The following is an 18556-nucleotide window of genomic DNA, read 5'->3' as shown; positions in this document are numbered from 1 at the left end:
TTATCCGAACGGCATTACACTAGTTAGTGAGCCTTTTTTGTATTTGTTTGCTAGCACAGCTAACGGCCAATAACGCTTATTCTCAGTGTCGAGTGCGAGAAGACGTCAGTTCTGATGCACGAAGCTGAGCAACGGCTTTTGCGAGTTCAAGCTGAGCTTGTGCAAAGTTGATGTCTACATTGCCCTTATTGATATTTTCTAGAGCTGCATATTTCGCTTCTTCTGCGCGCGCGCGGTCAATATCTTGGCCGTGCAGGGCAGTATCGGCTAACACCGTTACCACATCCGGCTGAACTTCCAGCATCCCGCCAGAGACATAAAGCACTTGCCCCTCTGATTTAGGGTCTGTGACAAATACTGTCACGCCTGGCTTTATTTTACTGAGAAGCGGGGAGTGACCGGGGCGGATCCCCAGTTCACCATCAGCGCCAGAAACGGCTAGGGCATACGCTGGACCTGAAAACAGCGTACCTTCCGCACTTACAATATTAAGTTGAAATGTATTATCTGTAATTCCGATAGCCATGGTGCACCTGCCTCTTAGAGTGATTTTGCTTTGTTAAGCACTTCGTCGATAGAACCACAGTACAAGAATGCTTGCTCTGGGATATCGTCATATTCGCCGCCTAACAGGCCTTTAAAGCCTCTTAGTGTTTCGCTTAGCGGTACAAATACACCTTTCTGACCAGTGAACACTTCGGCTACGTGGTAAGGCTGAGTTAAGAAACGTTCAATCTTACGAGCGCGAGATACGGTCTGTTTGTCTTCAGTAGACAGCTCATCCATACCAAGAATCGCGATGATGTCTTTTAGCTCTTTGTAGCGTTGCAGCGTTGTTTGGACTTTTTGTGCAATGTCGTAATGCTCTTGACCAACCACAAGCGGGTCCAATTGGCGAGATGTTGAATCCAATGGGTCGATTGCAGGGTAGAGGCCCAATGCCGCGATATTACGAGACAGTACAACGGTCGCATCTAAGTGAGCAAAGGTTGTTGCCGGTGATGGATCGGTCAAGTCATCCGCAGGTACGTATACCGCTTGGATAGACGTGATAGAACCTTGTCTAGTCGAAGTGATACGCTCTTGAAGCACACCCATCTCTTCAGCGAGTGTTGGTTGGTAACCTACTGCTGAAGGCATACGACCTAACAGTGCTGACACCTCAGTCCCCGCAAGCGTGTAACGGTAAATGTTATCAATGAACAACAGTACGTCACGACCTTCATCACGGAAGCGCTCAGCCATAGTCAGGCCTGTAAGTGCAACACGTAGACGGTTTCCCGGTGGCTCGTTCATTTGGCCGTAAACCATGGCCACTTTGTCTAGTACACCCGCTTCTTTCATCTCGTAGTAGAAGTCGTTACCTTCACGAGTACGCTCACCAACACCGGTAAATACAGAGAGACCTGAGTGGGCTTTTGCGATGTTGTTGATAAGCTCCATCATGTTGACGGTTTTACCTACGCCAGCACCACCGAACAGACCGATTTTACCGCCCTTTGCGAAAGGACTGATAAGGTCGATAACTTTAACGCCGGTCTCAAGAAGTTCAGTGCTGTTTGCTTGCTCTTCATAAGAGGGTGCTTCACGGTGAATTTCGTAGCTTTCTTTTTGACCGATTTCACCACATTCATCGATAGGCTGACCAAGAACGTTCATGATACGGCCTAAGGTTTCTTCGCCCACAGGAACGGTGATTGGAGAACCTGTGTTTTCAACAGTTAGGCCGCGGCGCAAGCCATCTGACGTACCCATTGCAATACAACGAACGATGCTGCCACCCAGTTGTTGCTGAACTTCCAATACGAGAGAGCTTGCTTCCTCGCTAGTCACTTTCAATGCATCATAAACGCGTGGGCTGTTGCCGCCGCTGAACTCGACGTCTACCACCGCGCCGATAACTTTAACTATTTTTCCAACACTCATCTCTAAATCCTCAAATTCTATTCTTAACCCACTCTTGTCTGCCCTTAGACAGCTTGAGCACCTGAGACTATTTCACTCAGCTCTTGGGTAATGGCAGCCTGTCGCGCTTTGTTGTATACCAACTGCAAATCATCGATGAGTTGGCCTGCGTTATCGGTCGCCGCTTTCATGGCCACCATTCGGGCTGCTTGCTCACAGGCAATGCTCTCTACGATGCCTTGATACACTTGTGATTCAATGTATCGATGTAACAGCTCAGAGAGGATGTCTCTTGGTGCTTGTTCATAGATGTAGTCCCAACGACGTGCTTTTTTCGCGCCTCCATCGGCCTCAGAATCTGAAGGGTGGGGCAGCAACTGCAAGGTCGTTGGTTCTTGAACCATGGTGTTGATGAACTGGTTATACACGAGATACAAACTGTCGATTTTTTCGTCGTCGTAATGCCCTAGCATCGCGTTAACCGTACCTAAAATGTCTTCTAATTTAGGCGCGTCACCAAGGCCTGACGTTTGCGCGATAACATTGCCGCTGCGTTGGAAAAATGAGATAGCTTTTGAACCAATTAAGGTCGTTTCTACTTCAACGCCTTTGGTACGCCACATCTCCATTTCTTCTAACACTTTCTTGAACAAATTCGAGTTCAAGCCACCACATAAGCCTCGATCGGACGAAATAATGATGTAAGCAACGCGTTTTGGTTCACGCTGTTGAAGGTAGGGGTGCTGGTATTCCAGCGACCCTGATGCGACATGAGAGATAACTTTGCGCATGTTCTCGGCATATGGACGTGTTAGCGTCATATTGTCTTGAACCTTACGCATCTTACTTGCCGCAACCATCTCCATTGCACTGGTGATTTTCTGAGTGTTACTAACACTGCCTATCTTGGTGCGAATTTCTTTAGTATTTGCCATTATCTGCTCCTAATTTGTTTTGATTTCCAGCCAACAAACCGGAGCGTTTACCAAGCTTTCAACGCTACAAAGTCACCGAGAAGCTTTGCAAGAGCGCCATCAATTTCATCGTTGTAGTCACCGTTAGCGTTAATGGTGTCGAACAACTCTGGGTTTTGACCTTTCGCGTAAGCAATTAATTCTTCTTCAAAACGTGCAACTTTGTGCAACTCTACGTCAGCCAAATAGCCTTTTTCTGCTGCGTAGATAACCGTTGCTTGCTCAGCGACAGACATCGGCGAGTATTGCTTTTGCTTCATCAGTTCGGTGACACGTTCACCATGATCAAGCTGCTTGCGCGTCATGTCGTCTAGGTCAGAAGAGAACTGAGCAAATGCGGCTAACTCACGGTATTGAGCTAACGATGTACGAATACCACCAGACAGTTTCTTGATGATCTTGCACTGTGCTGCACCACCCACACGAGATACCGAGATACCTGGGTCAACAGCAGGACGTAGACCTGAGTTGAATAGTTGGGTTTGTAGGAAAACCTGACCATCAGTAATCGAGATTACGTTGGTTGGTACAAACGCCGATACGTCACCCGCTTGAGTTTCAATGATAGGAAGCGCTGTCAGTGAGCCTGTTTGGCCTTTCACTTCACCGTTCGTGAACTTCTCTACATATTCCGCATTCACTCGTGCCGCACGTTCTAGTAGGCGTGAGTGGAGGTAGAATACGTCGCCAGGGAAGGCTTCACGACCCGGTGGGCGCTTAAGTAGCAATGAGATTTGACGGTAAGCGACGGCTTGCTTTGATAGGTCATCATAGATGATCAATGCATCTTCACCGCGGTCACGGAAGTATTCGCCCATGGTGCAACCTGCATAGGGTGCTAGGTATTGAAGCGCGGCTGATTCTGATGCTGAGGCTACAACAACTATGGTGTTTTTAAGCGCATCGTGATCTTCGAGTTTACGAACAACGTTTGCGATAGTAGAGGCTTTCTGGCCAATAGCCACGTACACACATTTGATGCCAGAATCTTTCTGATTGATGATCGCATCAATAGCTAGCGCTGTTTTACCAGTCTGACGGTCACCGATGATAAGTTCACGTTGACCGCGACCGATAGGCACCATGGTATCAACGGCTTTATAACCGGTTTGAATTGGTTGATCGACGGACTTACGCTCGATTACGCCGGGTGCAATTACTTCTACAGGGTCGAGTCGGTCACAACTCACTGGGCCTTTGCCATCGATTGGCTCACCTAGTGTGTTCACTACACGGCCAAGAAGTCCATTACCTACGGGTACTTCCAAGATACGACCGGTCCCTTTCACTTTCATACCTTCAGATAGGTCAGTGTAGGGACCCATAACCACGGCACCGACTGAGTGGGTATCAAGGTTAAGAGCAAGAGCGTATTTACCACCTGGAAGCTCGATCATCTCACCCTGCATGACATCCGCAAGGCCATTAATAGTAATGATGCCATCACGAACCGAGACTATGGTGCCTTCGTTGCGAGCTTCGGTGCTCACATTAAACTTCGAGATGCGATCTTTGATTAGATCGCTGATTTCATTTGAATTTAGTTGCATAATTGTTACCTATCTCGCGTGAAGTTGATGGGCTAATCGGCTAATTGATGTGTTCAAAGAACCATCGATGACGGTTTCACCCGCCTTGATGACGATCCCGCCAACCAGCGAGTCATCAATAACCTGTTCCATTTCAACCTGACGCTCTAATTTCTTCTCAAGTGCAGCAGTGAGTGATGTAACTTGATCTTGTGTAAGCAATTCTGAACTGGTGACAGTGACAGGGATTACACGTTCATGTTCGTCCTTTAGGTCGCTGAACAAGTTAAACAAGTCTCTGATCACTACAAGACGGCCATTCTCAGCCAAGACTTTAATGAGATTAATGACGTGGTCATCAACGAGTCCTTGGCAAACGTGAATGATGAGATTGACCAGTTCTTCAGATTGCTGTGTGTGAACACCTTCTGCTGATGAAATCTGCTTAGCGATCGTTTCTTCTTCCGCTACCGTCACAAGAATGGACAGCATTGAGTGCCACTCTTGTAACTTGTTTTCACCTAAAGCAAAGTCGAACGATGCTTTAGCGTAGGGATGAGCAATATTGGTGTAACCTGACATATTGCCTCCGTTTAGAGTTCGCTTATCATTTGATCAACTAACGCTCGGTTCGTTTCAGAATCTAGGTTTTTGCTGATCAATTTCTGTGCACTTTGAATAACAGCGTCTGCCATATCCGCCTGAAGTTCACGGCGTAACTTTTGACGTTCGCCTTCTAGCTCAGCTCTACCTTGCTCTAAGATGCGCGCTTTTTCTTGCTCACCTTCTTGGTGAGCTAAGGTGATGATTTCGTTGCGGCGTTTTTTGCCTTGCTCAATCAGTTCGGTCACATTTTTTTTCGCATCTGCGACGAGTTGTGCGCCATTTGATTTTGCTAGTTCTAGCTCTTTCGCTGCATTCTCTGAGTGGCGTAAACCATCAGCGATTTCTTTTTGGCGCTCGTCTAACATCGCGGTGAGAGGGGGCCATACATATTTCATGCATAGCCAAACAAAAATCACGAATGAGATTGCTTGACCAAACATGCTGGCATTTAAGTTCATACCTTCCTCACTAAATCTTGATTATTTACAAATCGATCTTTTCAAAGCTTTTAATTAAGCCACGGCAAAGATGATGTATAGACCGATACCAACACCGATCATCGGTACAGCATCCACAAGGCCCATCATGATGAAGAATTGAGTACGAAGCATTGGAGTAAGGTCTGGTTGACGAGCAACACCTTCAAGGTATTTACCTGCTAAGTTACCAATACCAGATGCTGCACCTGCTGCACCTAAACCGATCAGTAATGCACCTGCTACATATAAAACTGCGCTTACGATATCCATTTGTATCTCCGATAAATAATGTTTTAGTTAATTTTTTAGTTATTAATTAGTGGTGTTCTTCTGTTGCCATTGCTAAGTAAACAACGGTCAGTACCATAAATATAAATGCTTGTAAGAATACGATTAATATGTGGAATAAGGCCCATGGAACACTTAGTGCCCATTGCATCCACCAAGGCATTAGTGCGATAAGGATGAATATCATCTCGCCTGCATACATATTTCCGAATAATCGTAAGCCTAGTGATATTGGCTTTGAAATTAATGTTATTAATTCAAGAACAAAGTTAACAGGATATAAAAGAGGGTTATCAAATGGCTGAGTAGTTAGCTCTTTGATAAAGCCTTTCAAACCTTTATTTTTAAACGTATAAGTTAACAATAAAATAAACACACCGAGTGCCATCGACATTGGGATATTTACATCCGCTGTCGGTAGGTCTCTAAAGTGTTCTAAACCCATTACACGAGTTAACCCTGGTATTAAATCAATTGGTAATAGGTCGACTGCATTCATTAACAACACCCAAACAAAAGTGGTTAATGCCAGTGGCCCTATTAATTTATCCTCCGCTTGAAAAATCTCTTTGACTAGGTTGTTAACGAAATCAAAGATAAGCTCGATAAAACATTGAAAACGACCTGGAACACCGCTAGTGCCCTTGGTCACTACATATCGAAAAGCTCCAATAAACAATAAACCCGTAATCCAAGATACCAACATTGAGTCAATGTTGAACGCCCAGAAACCATCACCTGTAGTTAAGAAGGTTAAGTGATGCTCTATGTATTCGTGAGCGGTAGTGACTTGATCCATACTACACGTACTCCGATCTTGTAGAGGCAGTAATAAATGGTGTTAAGAAGTACCCAATCATTGTAAAAATGTATGCGTATAATATTACTGGGTTATCCAATTTAAAAAACTGGAATGCCAAGATAAACATTAAGAACGTATAGGTTATTTTCACGACACGACTCATTTGCATTAAGTCACGTAAACTATAATTGGGATTCTTGTGCACCTTTAGGCTTGCATATATAAAACCAAACAGCGGTGGTAACATCGCGATTACGACACCCAAAGCTGAAGACTCCATATCTACTTTATTACCAAAAAACACTTCATATAAAACTACACCGACGGCTAATACTATTTGGCAGAGAATAACTCTTTTAGCAGCAACAAGGATGTCACTACTTATCCCATTAAGCCTCATAATAAAACCCTATATTTAACAGTGTAAGTCAATATAAAACACAGTTTGAATATGTTTTGTTACTAGCACTTACTTGTTAATATCAATTTGACTTGTTAATAAACCTTTACTTGTTAACAAAGAAATAATCTTTCTGGCTTTATATCTCCTGACGAAATTAAACGATAAAAACTAATTCGCTATCGTTTCGACAAAATATAAACTACGCCTAAAATTATGTGATCAAAACGACAAAAAGCGACATCAATAATTCCATTTTTGAAATGAATGTTTTTCATTTATGAAAGTAATAGTTGAATAACTTTATTCATGAGAATTTTTAATGCTTTATTTTTAGCGATAATGGGCGTTTTTGTGAAAGAGTTTTAGCTACCAATTGGGCAAGTTACGATCTTATCAATTACGTATATTCAAACACTTAGCGTCATTTATAAGTTGATTGTTGAGTGTGATTCTACAAGTGGATAAAGCAAGTTTAGTTAGCGATGAAAGCCGTCGTGCATTGAGTTATTTATTTGTACGCCGTTCTCTATCTAGAAGTGATTATTTTTCAAAATAGTTTGTCGTGACTTCATTCTTAACGCCTTTCAGGCGATCCGAAACGGACAAGTCGGCGTTTAAGATGAATATGATGGAAGAAATTCAGCTCCTCACATGGATGTAAGGAGCTGAAGATAGGGTAAAAATCTGAAGGTTAGGGCACTAAGCCCAAGATAGAAAGGTCAAAACTCTGGATATTAGAGCTGGAATTTCTTGATGTGTTGCTCTATCAACCGCTTTTTAAGCAAACAAACTCAATCATGTCCCTCTATTCGTCTTCATAACTTAGATATTGAATACATAAGTCATGAAAAGCCTGCGCTTGTGGCGAGATCGTACGATCAGACAATCTGAAAATACCGATCTGACGCTGTAAGGGCGGGTCAATCAATGGGATCCACACCAAACGGGTTTCATTGGTCGGGAAAGCCAACTTAGGTAGCGTGGTCACGCCTATCCCGAGTTCTAACACCGAAAACAACGAAGTGATGTTCTCTACTGAATACAGAGCCTGTTCGCTGAGCATTCTTGCAGGTGTTGGGTCAAGTAGGGTACAAGTCCCGTTGCGAATGAAGGGTTGTTTTAACAAAGTTTGCCATTCTATTCCCTCTCGTTGAGAGGCGATAGGGTTGTCTTTGAGGCAGACCACACCAATAGGATCGGAAAGTAAAGGCGTGAAGTCGATGCTCTCTTCTTCTAAATGGGAGCTATTTCCGAGGGCTACATCCACCTCTCCAGAGAGTAATCTTGCTTCTACACCCGCCGCGTTATCATCAATTAAGCTTACCTCAACATTCGGGTACTGTTCACAAAAAGCCCCTAAAACACTAGGGATTAATTTTGCCGCTACTGATGGCACGCTTGCTATTCGAACTCTTCCTTGTTGTCCTGCCGCGGCTGCGCGTAGGTCATTGTCTAATGCTTTGTAAACATTCAGGAATTGAATGATTTTTGGCAGGCATATTTCCCCGAAAGGTGTCAGGGTTGATTTGTTGCCTGTTTCAAACAGTGGCTGACCAAGTATTTTTTCTAGCTCTTTTATCGACGTAGAAAGTGCCGCTTGTGAGCGATTTGCGCGGTGAGATGCTGCTCGAAATCCGCCTTCTTCGACCACTAAAACAAAATGTTTCAACTGTTGTAGCTTAATACTCATGGCACTGATCCTTCTCTAGCCCTTGCTATACCTTACTTTTCGTAAGGTGATAGATTTTATTTATCAAATGCACAAAATTTACCGTTAGATTTATCAGTCGTCAAGGTGCAGTATTTAACCATCTTGAAACATAGCTGTTACAAAGTTGGATGGAATCGTGAACGCACAAACTAAAAAATACCCAGTAAAAACCGAGCTTTTCGCTTCAAAAGCACCACTAGAGTGGGCAATCGTTAATAACGGCACTCTATACACAGCGCAGATTCCAATTGATGAAACTGGCGCAGTAGTAGAAGGCGGTATCGAAGCGCAAACGCGTCAGACTTTTAACAACCTTGTTCATACGTTGGAGTGTGCAGGCGAATCTATGGATTCAGTGCTGCAAGTTCTGATTTACGTGACAGACCGTGAATATCTAAAAACGGTCAACAGCGTATACGGAGAATACTTCAATGCACCTTATCCAAACCGTGCTGCGGTCGTCGTTGCAGGGTTAGCAAGAGAAGAAATGTTGGTTGAGTTCGTGGTTTACGCATCGGCGTCTCAACCTGAATAATTCGACTGTGAACTAAGGCTATTTGCGGGTCAAAACTCTTTTAAATTGAAGTGGTTTATTGATACAAGCGACTTGGTTCACTTTAGAAACAAAATATACATCTTATTTTAGCAATTAATTACCTGAATATTAACAGTTTATTAATTAACCAGATGGTTGCCAGACTCAACCGCAACCTAACCGTTACAAGGACAGAATGATGACTCAATTACAGAATGTTCAAGCAGAAAACGCACTTTACATTGGCGGCGAATGGCAAGCGGGTGTAAGCACCGTTGCGAACATTAACCCATCAGATATTTCTGAAAACATCGGTAACTTTGCACAAGCAAGTGCTGACCAAGTTCAACAGGCGATTTCAGCGGCAAAGCACGCTCAACCAGAGTGGGAAAAAACGCCGATTGAACGTAAGCAAGCAGTACTTCAAGCGATTGGTGACGAGCTGATTGCACGTTGTGATGAGCTAGGTACGTTGCTTTCTCGTGAAGAAGGTAAGCCTTTTGCTGAAGGTCGTGGCGAAATTTACCGTGCAGGTCAGTTCTTCCAGTACTTTGCGGCTGAAGTGCTTCGTCAAATTGGCGACAACGCAGAATCAGTACGCCCAGGTGTTTCTGTAGAAGTGACTCGTGAAGCGGTGGGTGTTATCGGCATCATCTCTCCTTGGAACTTCCCGACAGCGACTGCTGCTTGGAAAATCGCTCCAGCGCTTGCTTTCGGTAACAGCGTTATCTGGAAACCAGCAAACCTAACACCAGCAAGTGCAGTTGCGCTCACTGAGATCATCCACCGCCAAGGCATGCCAGCAGGCACGTTTAACCTTGTACTGGGTAGTGGTTCAAAAGTAGGTGATGCACTGATCAACTCTAAAGAAGTGAACGGTGTGAGCTTTACTGGTTCTGTTGATACGGGTCGTAAGGTTGCGGCGGCTACAGCGCCAAACTTCGTTCGTTGCCAACTAGAAATGGGCAGCAAGAACGCACTTGTGGTTGCTGATGATGCTGATATCCAAACAGCCGTTGATGCAACGATTGCAGGTTCATTCTCTGGCGCAGGTCAAAAATGTACAGCATCTTCTCGTCTAGTGGTTATGGATGGCATTCACGACCAATACGTTGAAGCACTGATCAAGCGTATGAGCGAGCTGAAAGTGGGTCACGCACTAGAAGACGGCGTGTTCATGGGCCCTGTTGTTGACGGCAACCAACTTGAAGCGAACCTAGGTTGGGTTGAGAAAGCACGTCAAAGCGGCGGTGAGCTAGCATTTGGTGGTGAACGCTTAAGCATGAAACATGAAGGCTTCTACATGTCTCCAACGCTGTTCTTGAATACTAAGAACGATTGGGAAGTGAACCAAGAAGAAGTGTTTGCACCAATGGCAAGCGTGATTCGTGTCGCTGACCTAGAAGAAGCTATCGCGACAACAAACGATACTCGCTTTGGTCTAACGGGCGGCATCATTACTCAAAGCCTACGTACTAGCGCAATGTTCAAGCAACAAGCGCAAACAGGTTGTGTGATGGTGAACCTACCAACAGCAGGCACGGATTATCACGTACCGTTTGGTGGTCGTAAAGAGTCTAGCTTCGGTCCTCGTGAGCAAGGTCAGTACGCGAAAGAGTTCTACACAGTAGTGAAGACAGCTTACCAGCGTCCTTACTAATCAACTTCTATATAAGAATTGGATAGCTGAAGATATTAAGTCTCTAGCTATCCAGCTATCGAATTGGCCTGATTCACAGAGTCAGGCCAACATCCCAACCAAAGCAGCAAACGAAATTAGACAAGTGATTTAACCCATTTTTGAAAACATGTTATTTGAGCGTGTTTTCAAAACCGAGCTAGAACACTGAGCTTTCAATAGGAGTGGTTATGTACCAGCAACGGATTGTTATAGATGGATTGCAATACTGCAATTGGAACAGAGAATATTTCCAAACACTAAAGGCGAGCGGCATTACAGCAGTTCACGCTACCGCGGTTTACCACGAGACAGCTCGTGAAACCTTATCTTGCTTTGCAGAATGGAACTTAAGATTCGAGCAGAATGCAGACATTATCATGCCGATTCATTCAATGGCTGATGTGGAAACTGCAAAAGCGACAGGCAAAGTCGGCATTTTTCTAGGTGCTCAAAACTGTTCTCCAATCGATGATGAGATTGGTCTTATCGAAGTAATGCGTCAGCAAGGTCTTTTGATCATGCAATTGACGTACAACAACCAGAGCTTACTGGCGACGGGGTGCTACGAGAAGAACGACACCGGTATTACTCGCTTTGGTAAACAAGCGATCGAAGAGATGAACCGAGTGGGCATGATCATCGATATGTCCCACAGTGCCGAGCGTTCAACGCTTGAGGCGATTGACCTGTCTTCTCGTCCTATTTGTATCAGCCATGCGAACCCAACGTTTGCTCATGATGCACTACGAAACAAATCAAATGATGTGATTAAAGCCCTAACCGCACGCGGTGGCTTGATCGGATTCAGCTTGTACCCATTCCACCTACCAAATGGCAGCCAATGTACGTTGGAAGATTTCTGCCAAATGGTTGCGACTACCGCTGACATGGTTGGCGTAGAACACCTAGGTATTGGTAGTGACCTATGCTTAAACCAACCTCAAGCCGTTCTTGAGTGGATGAGAAATGGTCGTTGGTCTAAAGCAATGGACTACGGTGAAGGCTCTGCGAACAACTCAGGTTGGCCAGATGCGTTGCCTTGGTTCTGTGGTAGTGCGGGTATGGAAAATATTTATAACGGATTGATGCATCATGGTTTCAGCGAGTCTGAAGCTGGGCAAGTCTTGGGAGAAAACTGGTTTAACTTCTTGAAAGATGGCCTAGAGCCTCAAAGCAAGGGTTAAGCGTTTTCTCACTAGCAATCATCGAATTAGCAGCCTTCTAATAAACGTTCATTTAGACGTGCTGTTGTAACCAATTTTACTATTTAAAAGGAACAACGGTCTATTTCGCAACGCGGTAACCCAAACATGGATTAGCCTGCCCAACACAAAAAACAATAGGGCAGGTGTTAAATACACCTCTTGTAGTCATCATTAAAGTGACAGCTGCAAAGAAACCTCTGGAGTCAGAGTATGTCTGATTTAACCAATAGCGTGAAATCTTCAAACGTAAATGCGGGTCAAGCAAACACAGCAAGCAACAAAACAAGTAACACAAACCAGTCTGAATCGACTTCAGACAAATTAGGACTTACCAACCCAGCATTATGGTACAGCGGCGGGTTTATCGCTCTGTTCGTAACGCTTGCTTTGTTTGATGGGGAGCTACTCTCTACCCTAGTAAACACGGGCTTTGCTTGGTCTGTAAAAGTGTTCGGCCCTTATTGGCAAATGCTTCTTCTTCTGACTTTTCTTATTGGTCTTGGCCTTGCGGCAGGGCGAACAGGCAAGGTTATCCTAGGTGGTATTGCTAAACCTGAAATGGATGGCTTCCGTTGGATGGCTATCATTTTCTGTACGCTATTGGCGGGCGGTGGTGTATTTTGGGCGGCAGCAGAGCCTATCGCACACTACGTTAACCCACCACCGTTGTATGGTGCACAAGAAAACGCACAGCAAGGCGCAGTGAATGCTTTATCACAATCATTCATGCACTGGGGCTTCCTAGCATGGGCTATTGTGGGCAGCTTAACGTCTATCGTGGTTATGCACCTTCACTACGACAAAGGCTTGCCTCTTAAACCTCGTATTTTGCTTTACCCAGTTTTGGGCGAAAGAGCACTGAAAGGCCACACCGGCGCACTGATTGATGCATGTTGTATTGTCGCTGTAGCGGCGGGTACTATCGGTCCGATCGGCTTCTTGGGCTTGCAAGTCAGCTACGCCCTGAACGAACTGTTTGGTATTCCAGATGGCTTCACGACACAGCTGATCATCATCTTGTTCGCTATCGTTCTTTACACATTGTCTGCATTAAGTGGTCTTAACCGCGGGATGCAAATGCTAAGCCGTTACAACGTAATTTTAGCAATGGCATTGATGGTCTACATTCTGGTCTTCGGTCCAACAAACTTCATTTTCAATGGCTACATCCAAGGTGTAGGCAGCATGATAGATAACTTCATCCCAATGGCAACATACCGTGGTGACGAAGGTTGGTTGAGCTGGTGGACAGTGTTCTTCTGGGGTTGGTTCTTAGGTTACGGCCCAATGATGGCAATCTTTATCGCACGTATTTCACGCGGTCGTAGTATTCGCCAATTGGTATCAACCATCAGTCTTATTGCGCCGTTTGTAACATGTTTCTGGTTCACCATTGTAGGCGGTTCTGGCCTTGCGTTTGAAATTGCAGACCCAGGCAGCGTAAGTAAAGCGTTCGAAGGCTTCAACTTACCAGGCGCGCTACTGGCGGTAACTCAGCAGCTACCTATGCCAATGCTTATCTCTATTCTGTTCTTGATCTTAACCACGATCTTCATCGTAACGACCGGTGACTCGATGACTTACACCATCAGTGTGGTAGTCAGTGGTGAGACTGAGCCTAACGCAATTATTCGTACTTTCTGGGGTGTGATGATGGGGGTAACTGCATTGATTCTGATTTCCCTAGGTTCAGGCGGAATCTCTGCGCTGCAATCGTTCATTGTAATCACAGCGGTACCGGTGTCCATAATCTTACTGCCATCGCTTTGGAATGCGCCTCAAATCGCAATCAAGATGGCAAAAGAACAGGGTTTGTAGAAGAGCCGAGTTTATAAAAGAGCAGGGTCTGTAAAGAAAACAGCCTGTAGAGAAAACGCTCTCTAAAAATGAAAGAGAAACAAGGTGTCAGCCTTTGAAAGAAGGCTGATACAAGATTCCGAAAGGAAGAGGAAACCCGTACTGGTGAAGATACACCGGGCGGCACGTATTTAGGTCAATCGATCTAGTCAGGACAAATAATAAGGGGTGAGTTCACTTACCCCAAATAACGTGAAAGCTAACCAACACACTGTAAAAACGAATGCTTCAAATGATGGCAACGATCGGTTCTGAATGGCTAGCAAAATCCTATAACTATAAGGTGGTGAGCAAAATGGATGCACATCGTTCTACCTACACTGAATCAGCACTACGTGACGCGACTGTCGTCATGGCACCGGAAAGGCTAGGTGCAATGCACCAAACACGTATCAGCTTCGTTAGAACTCTGATTCGCAAAATGGCGCAGCAAGAATGGAAAGTGACGAAACATGAATGGCAATTAGACGCTCAGGGTTTTGGTCATGTTATCTATAAGCTAGCGACGCCAAACCATGTTTATCATTTGGTTGTTTTTTGCGATGAAATTGCAGATGACGAACGAAATGACCGTGTAATAGCTGAAAAGTGGGACGTAACGTTTGCGCTTGTTCTTGGTGATGTTGATGTCACCCTGCTTGAAAGACTTCGTGCGAATGTACCGCTTCAAGAAGCTGGCCGTAATCCTAACAATGTGCTTGTTTTAGCGCGTGCAAACAAAAGTGTACGTGTGTTTGAACATATCGTTAGTCACTTGGCTAAAGGTGTTCAACCAACGCCCAAAGAACTGGCTGAAGTAGGCTACATCCTACGAACCACTGCCGTTTATGGTAATGGCAAATTTGGCATCGCTGACTTTAAAATCTTAGAGAAAAATGAAGATTTCAATCAGTCGTTTAGCGCTCAAATGTGTGCGGTGTATATGCTGCGTGAGTTCAGCCTGGATTGGGTTCATTACCTAGCAGAGCAACAAGGCGGTGAACAAGCGATTTCTTTACATCGTGGATTACAACGCTACCTAGGCGTTGGTAATGCGACAGGTTTAGGCATGGCACCATACCTGATTAACCACCCTAGTATTGTCGATCAGTGGATGACAACCCGTGAACATGCATTGGCGGACGTGTTGTCCAGTGAAACTGATACGGCTTTGATCGAGCCACTACGTACTTTAGTTAAAAAAGCGATTTGTCATTTAGAACAAGTCGTTACCATCAATGAAACACAGCAAGAGCTGAACAAAGCTGCTGTTGATGATTTGAAGCAAACAGAGCAATCGCTAGAAACGTCTGTCAGCGAGTGTGATACATGGTCGCAGTTAGTCGAGCAATCTAAGCAAATGAGTATGGAAGCCCAAGAAATCCTTATCTCATGCTTGATGGAATTGTACCCAGAATTAGTGGACGCCCATCAAGAGCAAATGAATTGCAGCGAAACACTGTCGCTTCCTAGTGGCAAAAAGATTCAAGACCTTCTGGTTGTACTAGAAGAAAAGTACCGTTGGGCGATCACGACAGACTTCACTAAAGCAGAAAACAACTACTGGTTCTGGTATCGCTCTCAAGACAAAGAAGAACCAAGGCTCGGAGTTCGAGGCGAAGAGCTTGGTGAAGAGCGTGAATTGCCGTTGGATATCGGTCGCCAAGCTTATCGTTTGTACCATGCTTTATTACAATTCGCGCCAGAGCTTTCATTGGCTGAGTTCCTTGTTAAGCAGCCGCAACACCGTGCCATTGCGCGCCGTGTGTGGACGTTAGGTAACAAGGCGATGGGCGACATTCAAATGAATGTGCTGCACCAAGATTCGCCACCAATGCACTTGCTGCGTTGTAAGCTAGCGATGTTTGGTGCGACTAAGTTTGATCCTCGCTCAGACCGTTGGGTACGAGTAACGTTTTTCCAAGGCGCACCACTGCTTGATGAGATTCATCAGGACGAATGGGTGTTCCCAATATTACCAAGTGCAGCTGAACTGTCTGGTTCGCAAAATGTTTCAATTCACAGCACAACGGCGAAAGGCCAACATGGAGGTAAATCGTTATGATCGTTTCTCACAATGAACTGGTAGCGGCCGTCAATAAAGCCTTTCTAGGTATGCGTCGTACATGTGGTGAAGCTGATGTGATAGCGAACATGGTGGCAGATTTACAAATGGTCGGTTTGGATGGTGTTCGTCATTTTAACAGTGCGAGCAATTTCATCGGGCTAGAAGACGACCGCCCTGTCGATATTCAAGTGCGCAGTGATAATACGGTTGAAGTCGACCTGCACAAGGCGAGTTTGGCGTGTCATCTTCCTGTGATTATGGACTATTCGATTGAAAAAATGGTTGGTAAGAAGACGCTGAAAATTGAGCTAAATAACTGCCACAACCGTTGGCTAGCATACAGCGAGCTTGTAAAACTGGCTGCGAAAGGTATCGCGTGCATGGCACGTTGGGATAACGGCTCTAACCCTAAGAGCACTTTGTATGTGCTTAATCGTGGTTGCGTTGCACCAGAACTGTTTTTATCAGATTTGCCACTGGCATCGGTCGAACATATCCACAATATGACCATCGAACTTTCCGTCCAGGATTTCGATATCGAACGTTTGTCAGATGGCTACCAAACACACATTGAATCGGAAGCGCTTTTTAAAACTCAAGAGAAAGCATGGAACGATGGCATTGAGGTGGATGATGGAGAGTGGGCGGCACTGAAAGAGACCGCTACCGCAATCCTAGTTCAGAGCAGCGAACGCTCGACTCAAGGTGCCGGTGAACTGACGGCTTCGTAGTCGCTAGATTTAATAGGTTCATTAGAACTAACAGGTTCGATAGATTAACAGCGAGTAAGCCAGTTAGTTTATCAACACAGATAAAACCAAAGAGCTTAACGTATCCTCACCTCGTTAAGCTCTTTTTATTTGTCTCCCGTTTTCATCATTTCTCTCAATAGACCGCCCCTTAAGCCTCCTGTTTTGAAACAAGTTGTTACGCGTATAAAGCTAATTGGGCGATTTAATGAAGTACCTTCACATTCAGGTTCAACAAACGGTTTCATTTACAAGCTAGTATGCGTATCTTGCTAAGGAAGGTGCCAACGGGCGCCGTTTTTATTCGTACCGATGACTTTAGAATCAGATAAAAAGGAATGAAGCGTGCAAGCTAACTTTATTGATGGAACCACCCTGTATCGTCAGCACTCGTTTGAGTTGCCACTCGACTATCAAGCAAAAGATGGACAACAGATCCAAGTCTTCGCACGTGAACTGGTTGATCTCGCTAAAGATGCGCAAGAGCTGCCGTGGCTTATCTACTTTCAGGGCGGCCCAGGCTTTCCATCTCCGCGTGTTAGTGGTCAATCAGGTTGGCTAAAGCGTGCATTGCAAAACTACCGTGTTCTGCTTCTAGACCAACGTGGTACTGGCAATAGCACCGTGATCAGCCATGAAACATTGGCCCATCTGTCTCCAGAACAACAAGTCGAATATTTAACGCATTTCAGAGCGGATAACATCGTTCGTGACGCTGAAGCGATTCGTGAACAGTTTGGTATCAAGCAATGGTCGACGATTGGTCAAAGCTTTGGTGGCTTCTGTACACTGAGCTATTTGTCACTGTTCCCACAGAGCTTGCAGCGTTGTTATGTGACGGGCGGCATTCCGTCTATTGAGCGCGAAGCTGACGATGTTTATCGTGCGACTTACAAGCGTGTAGAAGACAAAAACAGAGCCTTCTTTGCTCAGTTCCCACAAGCGCAAGTTATGTGTCGTGAGATCTCTGATTACCTGCTTAACAATGATGTGAGATTGCCAAACGGTCAGGTGTTTACCGTTGAACAGTTCCAGTTGATCGGTATTAATCTTGGTGGCGGCGAAGCAAACCTTCCAATGTATTTCACACTGGAGAGTGCGTTTGTTGAAGTGAACGGAAGCAAGCAGCTGAGCTATAGCTTCTTAAATCAAATGCAGCAAGAGCAGGGCTACCTAACGAACCCAATCTACGCTATTTTGCATGAATCGATTTACTGCCAAGGTGCAGCGTCTAACTGGTCTGCACACCGAGTACGCGAGCAGTACCCACACTTTAACTACCAATCGGGTAGCGAGTTCTGGTTTACCGGAGAAATGGTGTACCCATGGATGTTCGACCAACTAGAAACGCTGAAGCCATTACGTGAAGCGGCAAATATGTTGGCCGAGAAGTCGGACTGGGGCGCTTTGTACAACGCAGAGCAGCTGAGTAAGAATACGGTTCCAATGGCATGCGCAGTTTACGCGGATGACATGTATGTAGAGCTGGATTACAGCCGTGAAACGCTAGCGAACATTCCAAACTCAAAAGCGTGGATCACCAACGAGTATGAACACAATGGCTTGAGAGTCGATGGTGAACGAATTGTCGATAAATTAATGACGATGGTTGAAGCGTTAGAAAACCTGCCAAAATAATTAGACGGTTTACGTTAGAAGCTGTTTACGTTAAAGCTGTCTACGTTAAGAGCTATGTACGTTAGAGGCTATCTAAGTCAACGTCAAAAGCTATCTACGTTAGAAACAAGAAAACGCTGCATCCGTGCAGTAATGCCGATCAGTTAA

Annotated in this window: 17 protein-coding genes; 7 read left to right on the top strand and 10 right to left on the bottom strand. The window is 45.0% G+C overall.

Going from position 1 to position 18556, the window contains the following annotated elements:
- Positions 1-82: 82 nt before the first annotated feature.
- The 10 genes from AB4589_RS23935 to AB4589_RS23890 all read right to left on the bottom strand — a co-directional run bounded on the left by AB4589_RS23935 (position 83) and on the right by AB4589_RS23890 (position 8676).
- Positions 83-526: a F0F1 ATP synthase subunit epsilon gene (locus tag AB4589_RS23935; RefSeq protein WP_004730391.1), complete on the bottom strand. Its 444-nt coding sequence runs from the start codon at positions 524-526 to the stop codon at positions 83-85.
- Positions 527-540: 14 nt separating this feature from the next.
- Positions 541-1926 carry a F0F1 ATP synthase subunit beta gene (gene atpD / locus AB4589_RS23930; RefSeq protein WP_372101830.1) on the bottom strand — a complete coding sequence of 462 codons (1386 nt, stop codon included), beginning with the start codon at positions 1924-1926 and terminating at the stop codon, positions 541-543.
- A gap of 44 nt (positions 1927-1970) precedes the next feature.
- Positions 1971-2840: a F0F1 ATP synthase subunit gamma gene (atpG, locus tag AB4589_RS23925; protein WP_012600781.1), complete on the bottom strand. Its 870-nt coding sequence runs from the start codon at positions 2838-2840 to the stop codon at positions 1971-1973.
- Positions 2841-2887: 47 nt separating this feature from the next.
- Positions 2888-4429: a F0F1 ATP synthase subunit alpha gene (gene atpA, locus AB4589_RS23920; protein WP_012600780.1), complete on the bottom strand. Its 1542-nt coding sequence runs from the start codon at positions 4427-4429 to the stop codon at positions 2888-2890.
- Positions 4430-4438: 9 nt separating this feature from the next.
- Positions 4439-4990 carry a F0F1 ATP synthase subunit delta gene (locus tag AB4589_RS23915; protein ID WP_372101829.1) on the bottom strand — a complete coding sequence of 184 codons (552 nt, stop codon included), beginning with the start codon at positions 4988-4990 and terminating at the stop codon, positions 4439-4441.
- Positions 4991-5001: 11 nt separating this feature from the next.
- On the bottom strand, positions 5002-5472 hold the full coding sequence (locus AB4589_RS23910) for a F0F1 ATP synthase subunit B (RefSeq protein ID WP_004730401.1): 471 nt from the start codon (positions 5470-5472) through the stop codon (positions 5002-5004).
- A 54-nt stretch (positions 5473-5526) separates the two neighbouring features.
- A complete protein-coding gene (atpE, locus tag AB4589_RS23905; RefSeq protein ID WP_004730405.1) occupies positions 5527-5763 on the bottom strand; it encodes a F0F1 ATP synthase subunit C in 237 nt (78 codons plus the stop codon).
- A 46-nt stretch (positions 5764-5809) separates the two neighbouring features.
- Positions 5810-6580, bottom strand: a complete 771-nt coding sequence (atpB, locus tag AB4589_RS23900) for a F0F1 ATP synthase subunit A (protein WP_017082381.1) — start codon at positions 6578-6580, stop codon at positions 5810-5812.
- A 1-nt stretch (position 6581) separates the two neighbouring features.
- Entirely contained in the window at positions 6582-6983 is a 402-nt protein-coding gene (locus AB4589_RS23895) for a hypothetical protein (RefSeq protein ID WP_017098977.1), read from the bottom strand.
- An 808-nt stretch (positions 6984-7791) separates the two neighbouring features.
- Entirely contained in the window at positions 7792-8676 is an 885-nt protein-coding gene (locus tag AB4589_RS23890) for a LysR family transcriptional regulator (RefSeq protein ID WP_017098976.1), read from the bottom strand.
- A 157-nt stretch (positions 8677-8833) separates the two neighbouring features.
- Between AB4589_RS23890 and AB4589_RS23885 the strand changes: the two genes are divergently transcribed.
- From AB4589_RS23885 to AB4589_RS23855, 7 genes are all read left to right on the top strand, one after another.
- Entirely contained in the window at positions 8834-9232 is a 399-nt protein-coding gene (locus AB4589_RS23885; RefSeq protein ID WP_029224053.1) for a RidA family protein, read from the top strand.
- Positions 9233-9431: 199 nt separating this feature from the next.
- A complete protein-coding gene (locus tag AB4589_RS23880) occupies positions 9432-10892 on the top strand; it encodes an aldehyde dehydrogenase family protein (RefSeq protein ID WP_004730413.1) in 1461 nt (486 codons plus the stop codon).
- 209 nt (positions 10893-11101) lie between these two features.
- Entirely contained in the window at positions 11102-12097 is a 996-nt protein-coding gene (locus tag AB4589_RS23875) for a membrane dipeptidase (RefSeq protein ID WP_372101828.1), read from the top strand.
- A 231-nt stretch (positions 12098-12328) separates the two neighbouring features.
- Positions 12329-13936: a BCCT family transporter gene (locus AB4589_RS23870; protein ID WP_372101827.1), complete on the top strand. Its 1608-nt coding sequence runs from the start codon at positions 12329-12331 to the stop codon at positions 13934-13936.
- A 271-nt stretch (positions 13937-14207) separates the two neighbouring features.
- On the top strand, positions 14208-16019 hold the full coding sequence (locus tag AB4589_RS23865; protein ID WP_372101826.1) for a hypothetical protein: 1812 nt from the start codon (positions 14208-14210) through the stop codon (positions 16017-16019).
- Positions 16016-16753: a DUF3726 domain-containing protein gene (locus AB4589_RS23860; protein ID WP_004730420.1), complete on the top strand. Its 738-nt coding sequence runs from the start codon at positions 16016-16018 to the stop codon at positions 16751-16753. Before AB4589_RS23865 ends, AB4589_RS23860 begins: the two co-directional genes overlap by 4 nt.
- Before the next feature lie 363 nt (positions 16754-17116).
- Entirely contained in the window at positions 17117-18409 is a 1293-nt protein-coding gene (locus AB4589_RS23855; protein WP_372101825.1) for an alpha/beta fold hydrolase, read from the top strand.
- Positions 18410-18556 lie beyond the last annotated feature (147 nt).

It is taken from the genome of Vibrio sp. 10N.222.49.A3, from assembly GCF_041475145.1.
Taxonomy (GTDB): Bacteria; Pseudomonadota; Gammaproteobacteria; order Enterobacterales; family Vibrionaceae; genus Vibrio; species Vibrio tasmaniensis_A.
Note: the sequence above shows the minus strand (reverse complement) of the source record. Positions and strands in the feature narration are given on the sequence as shown.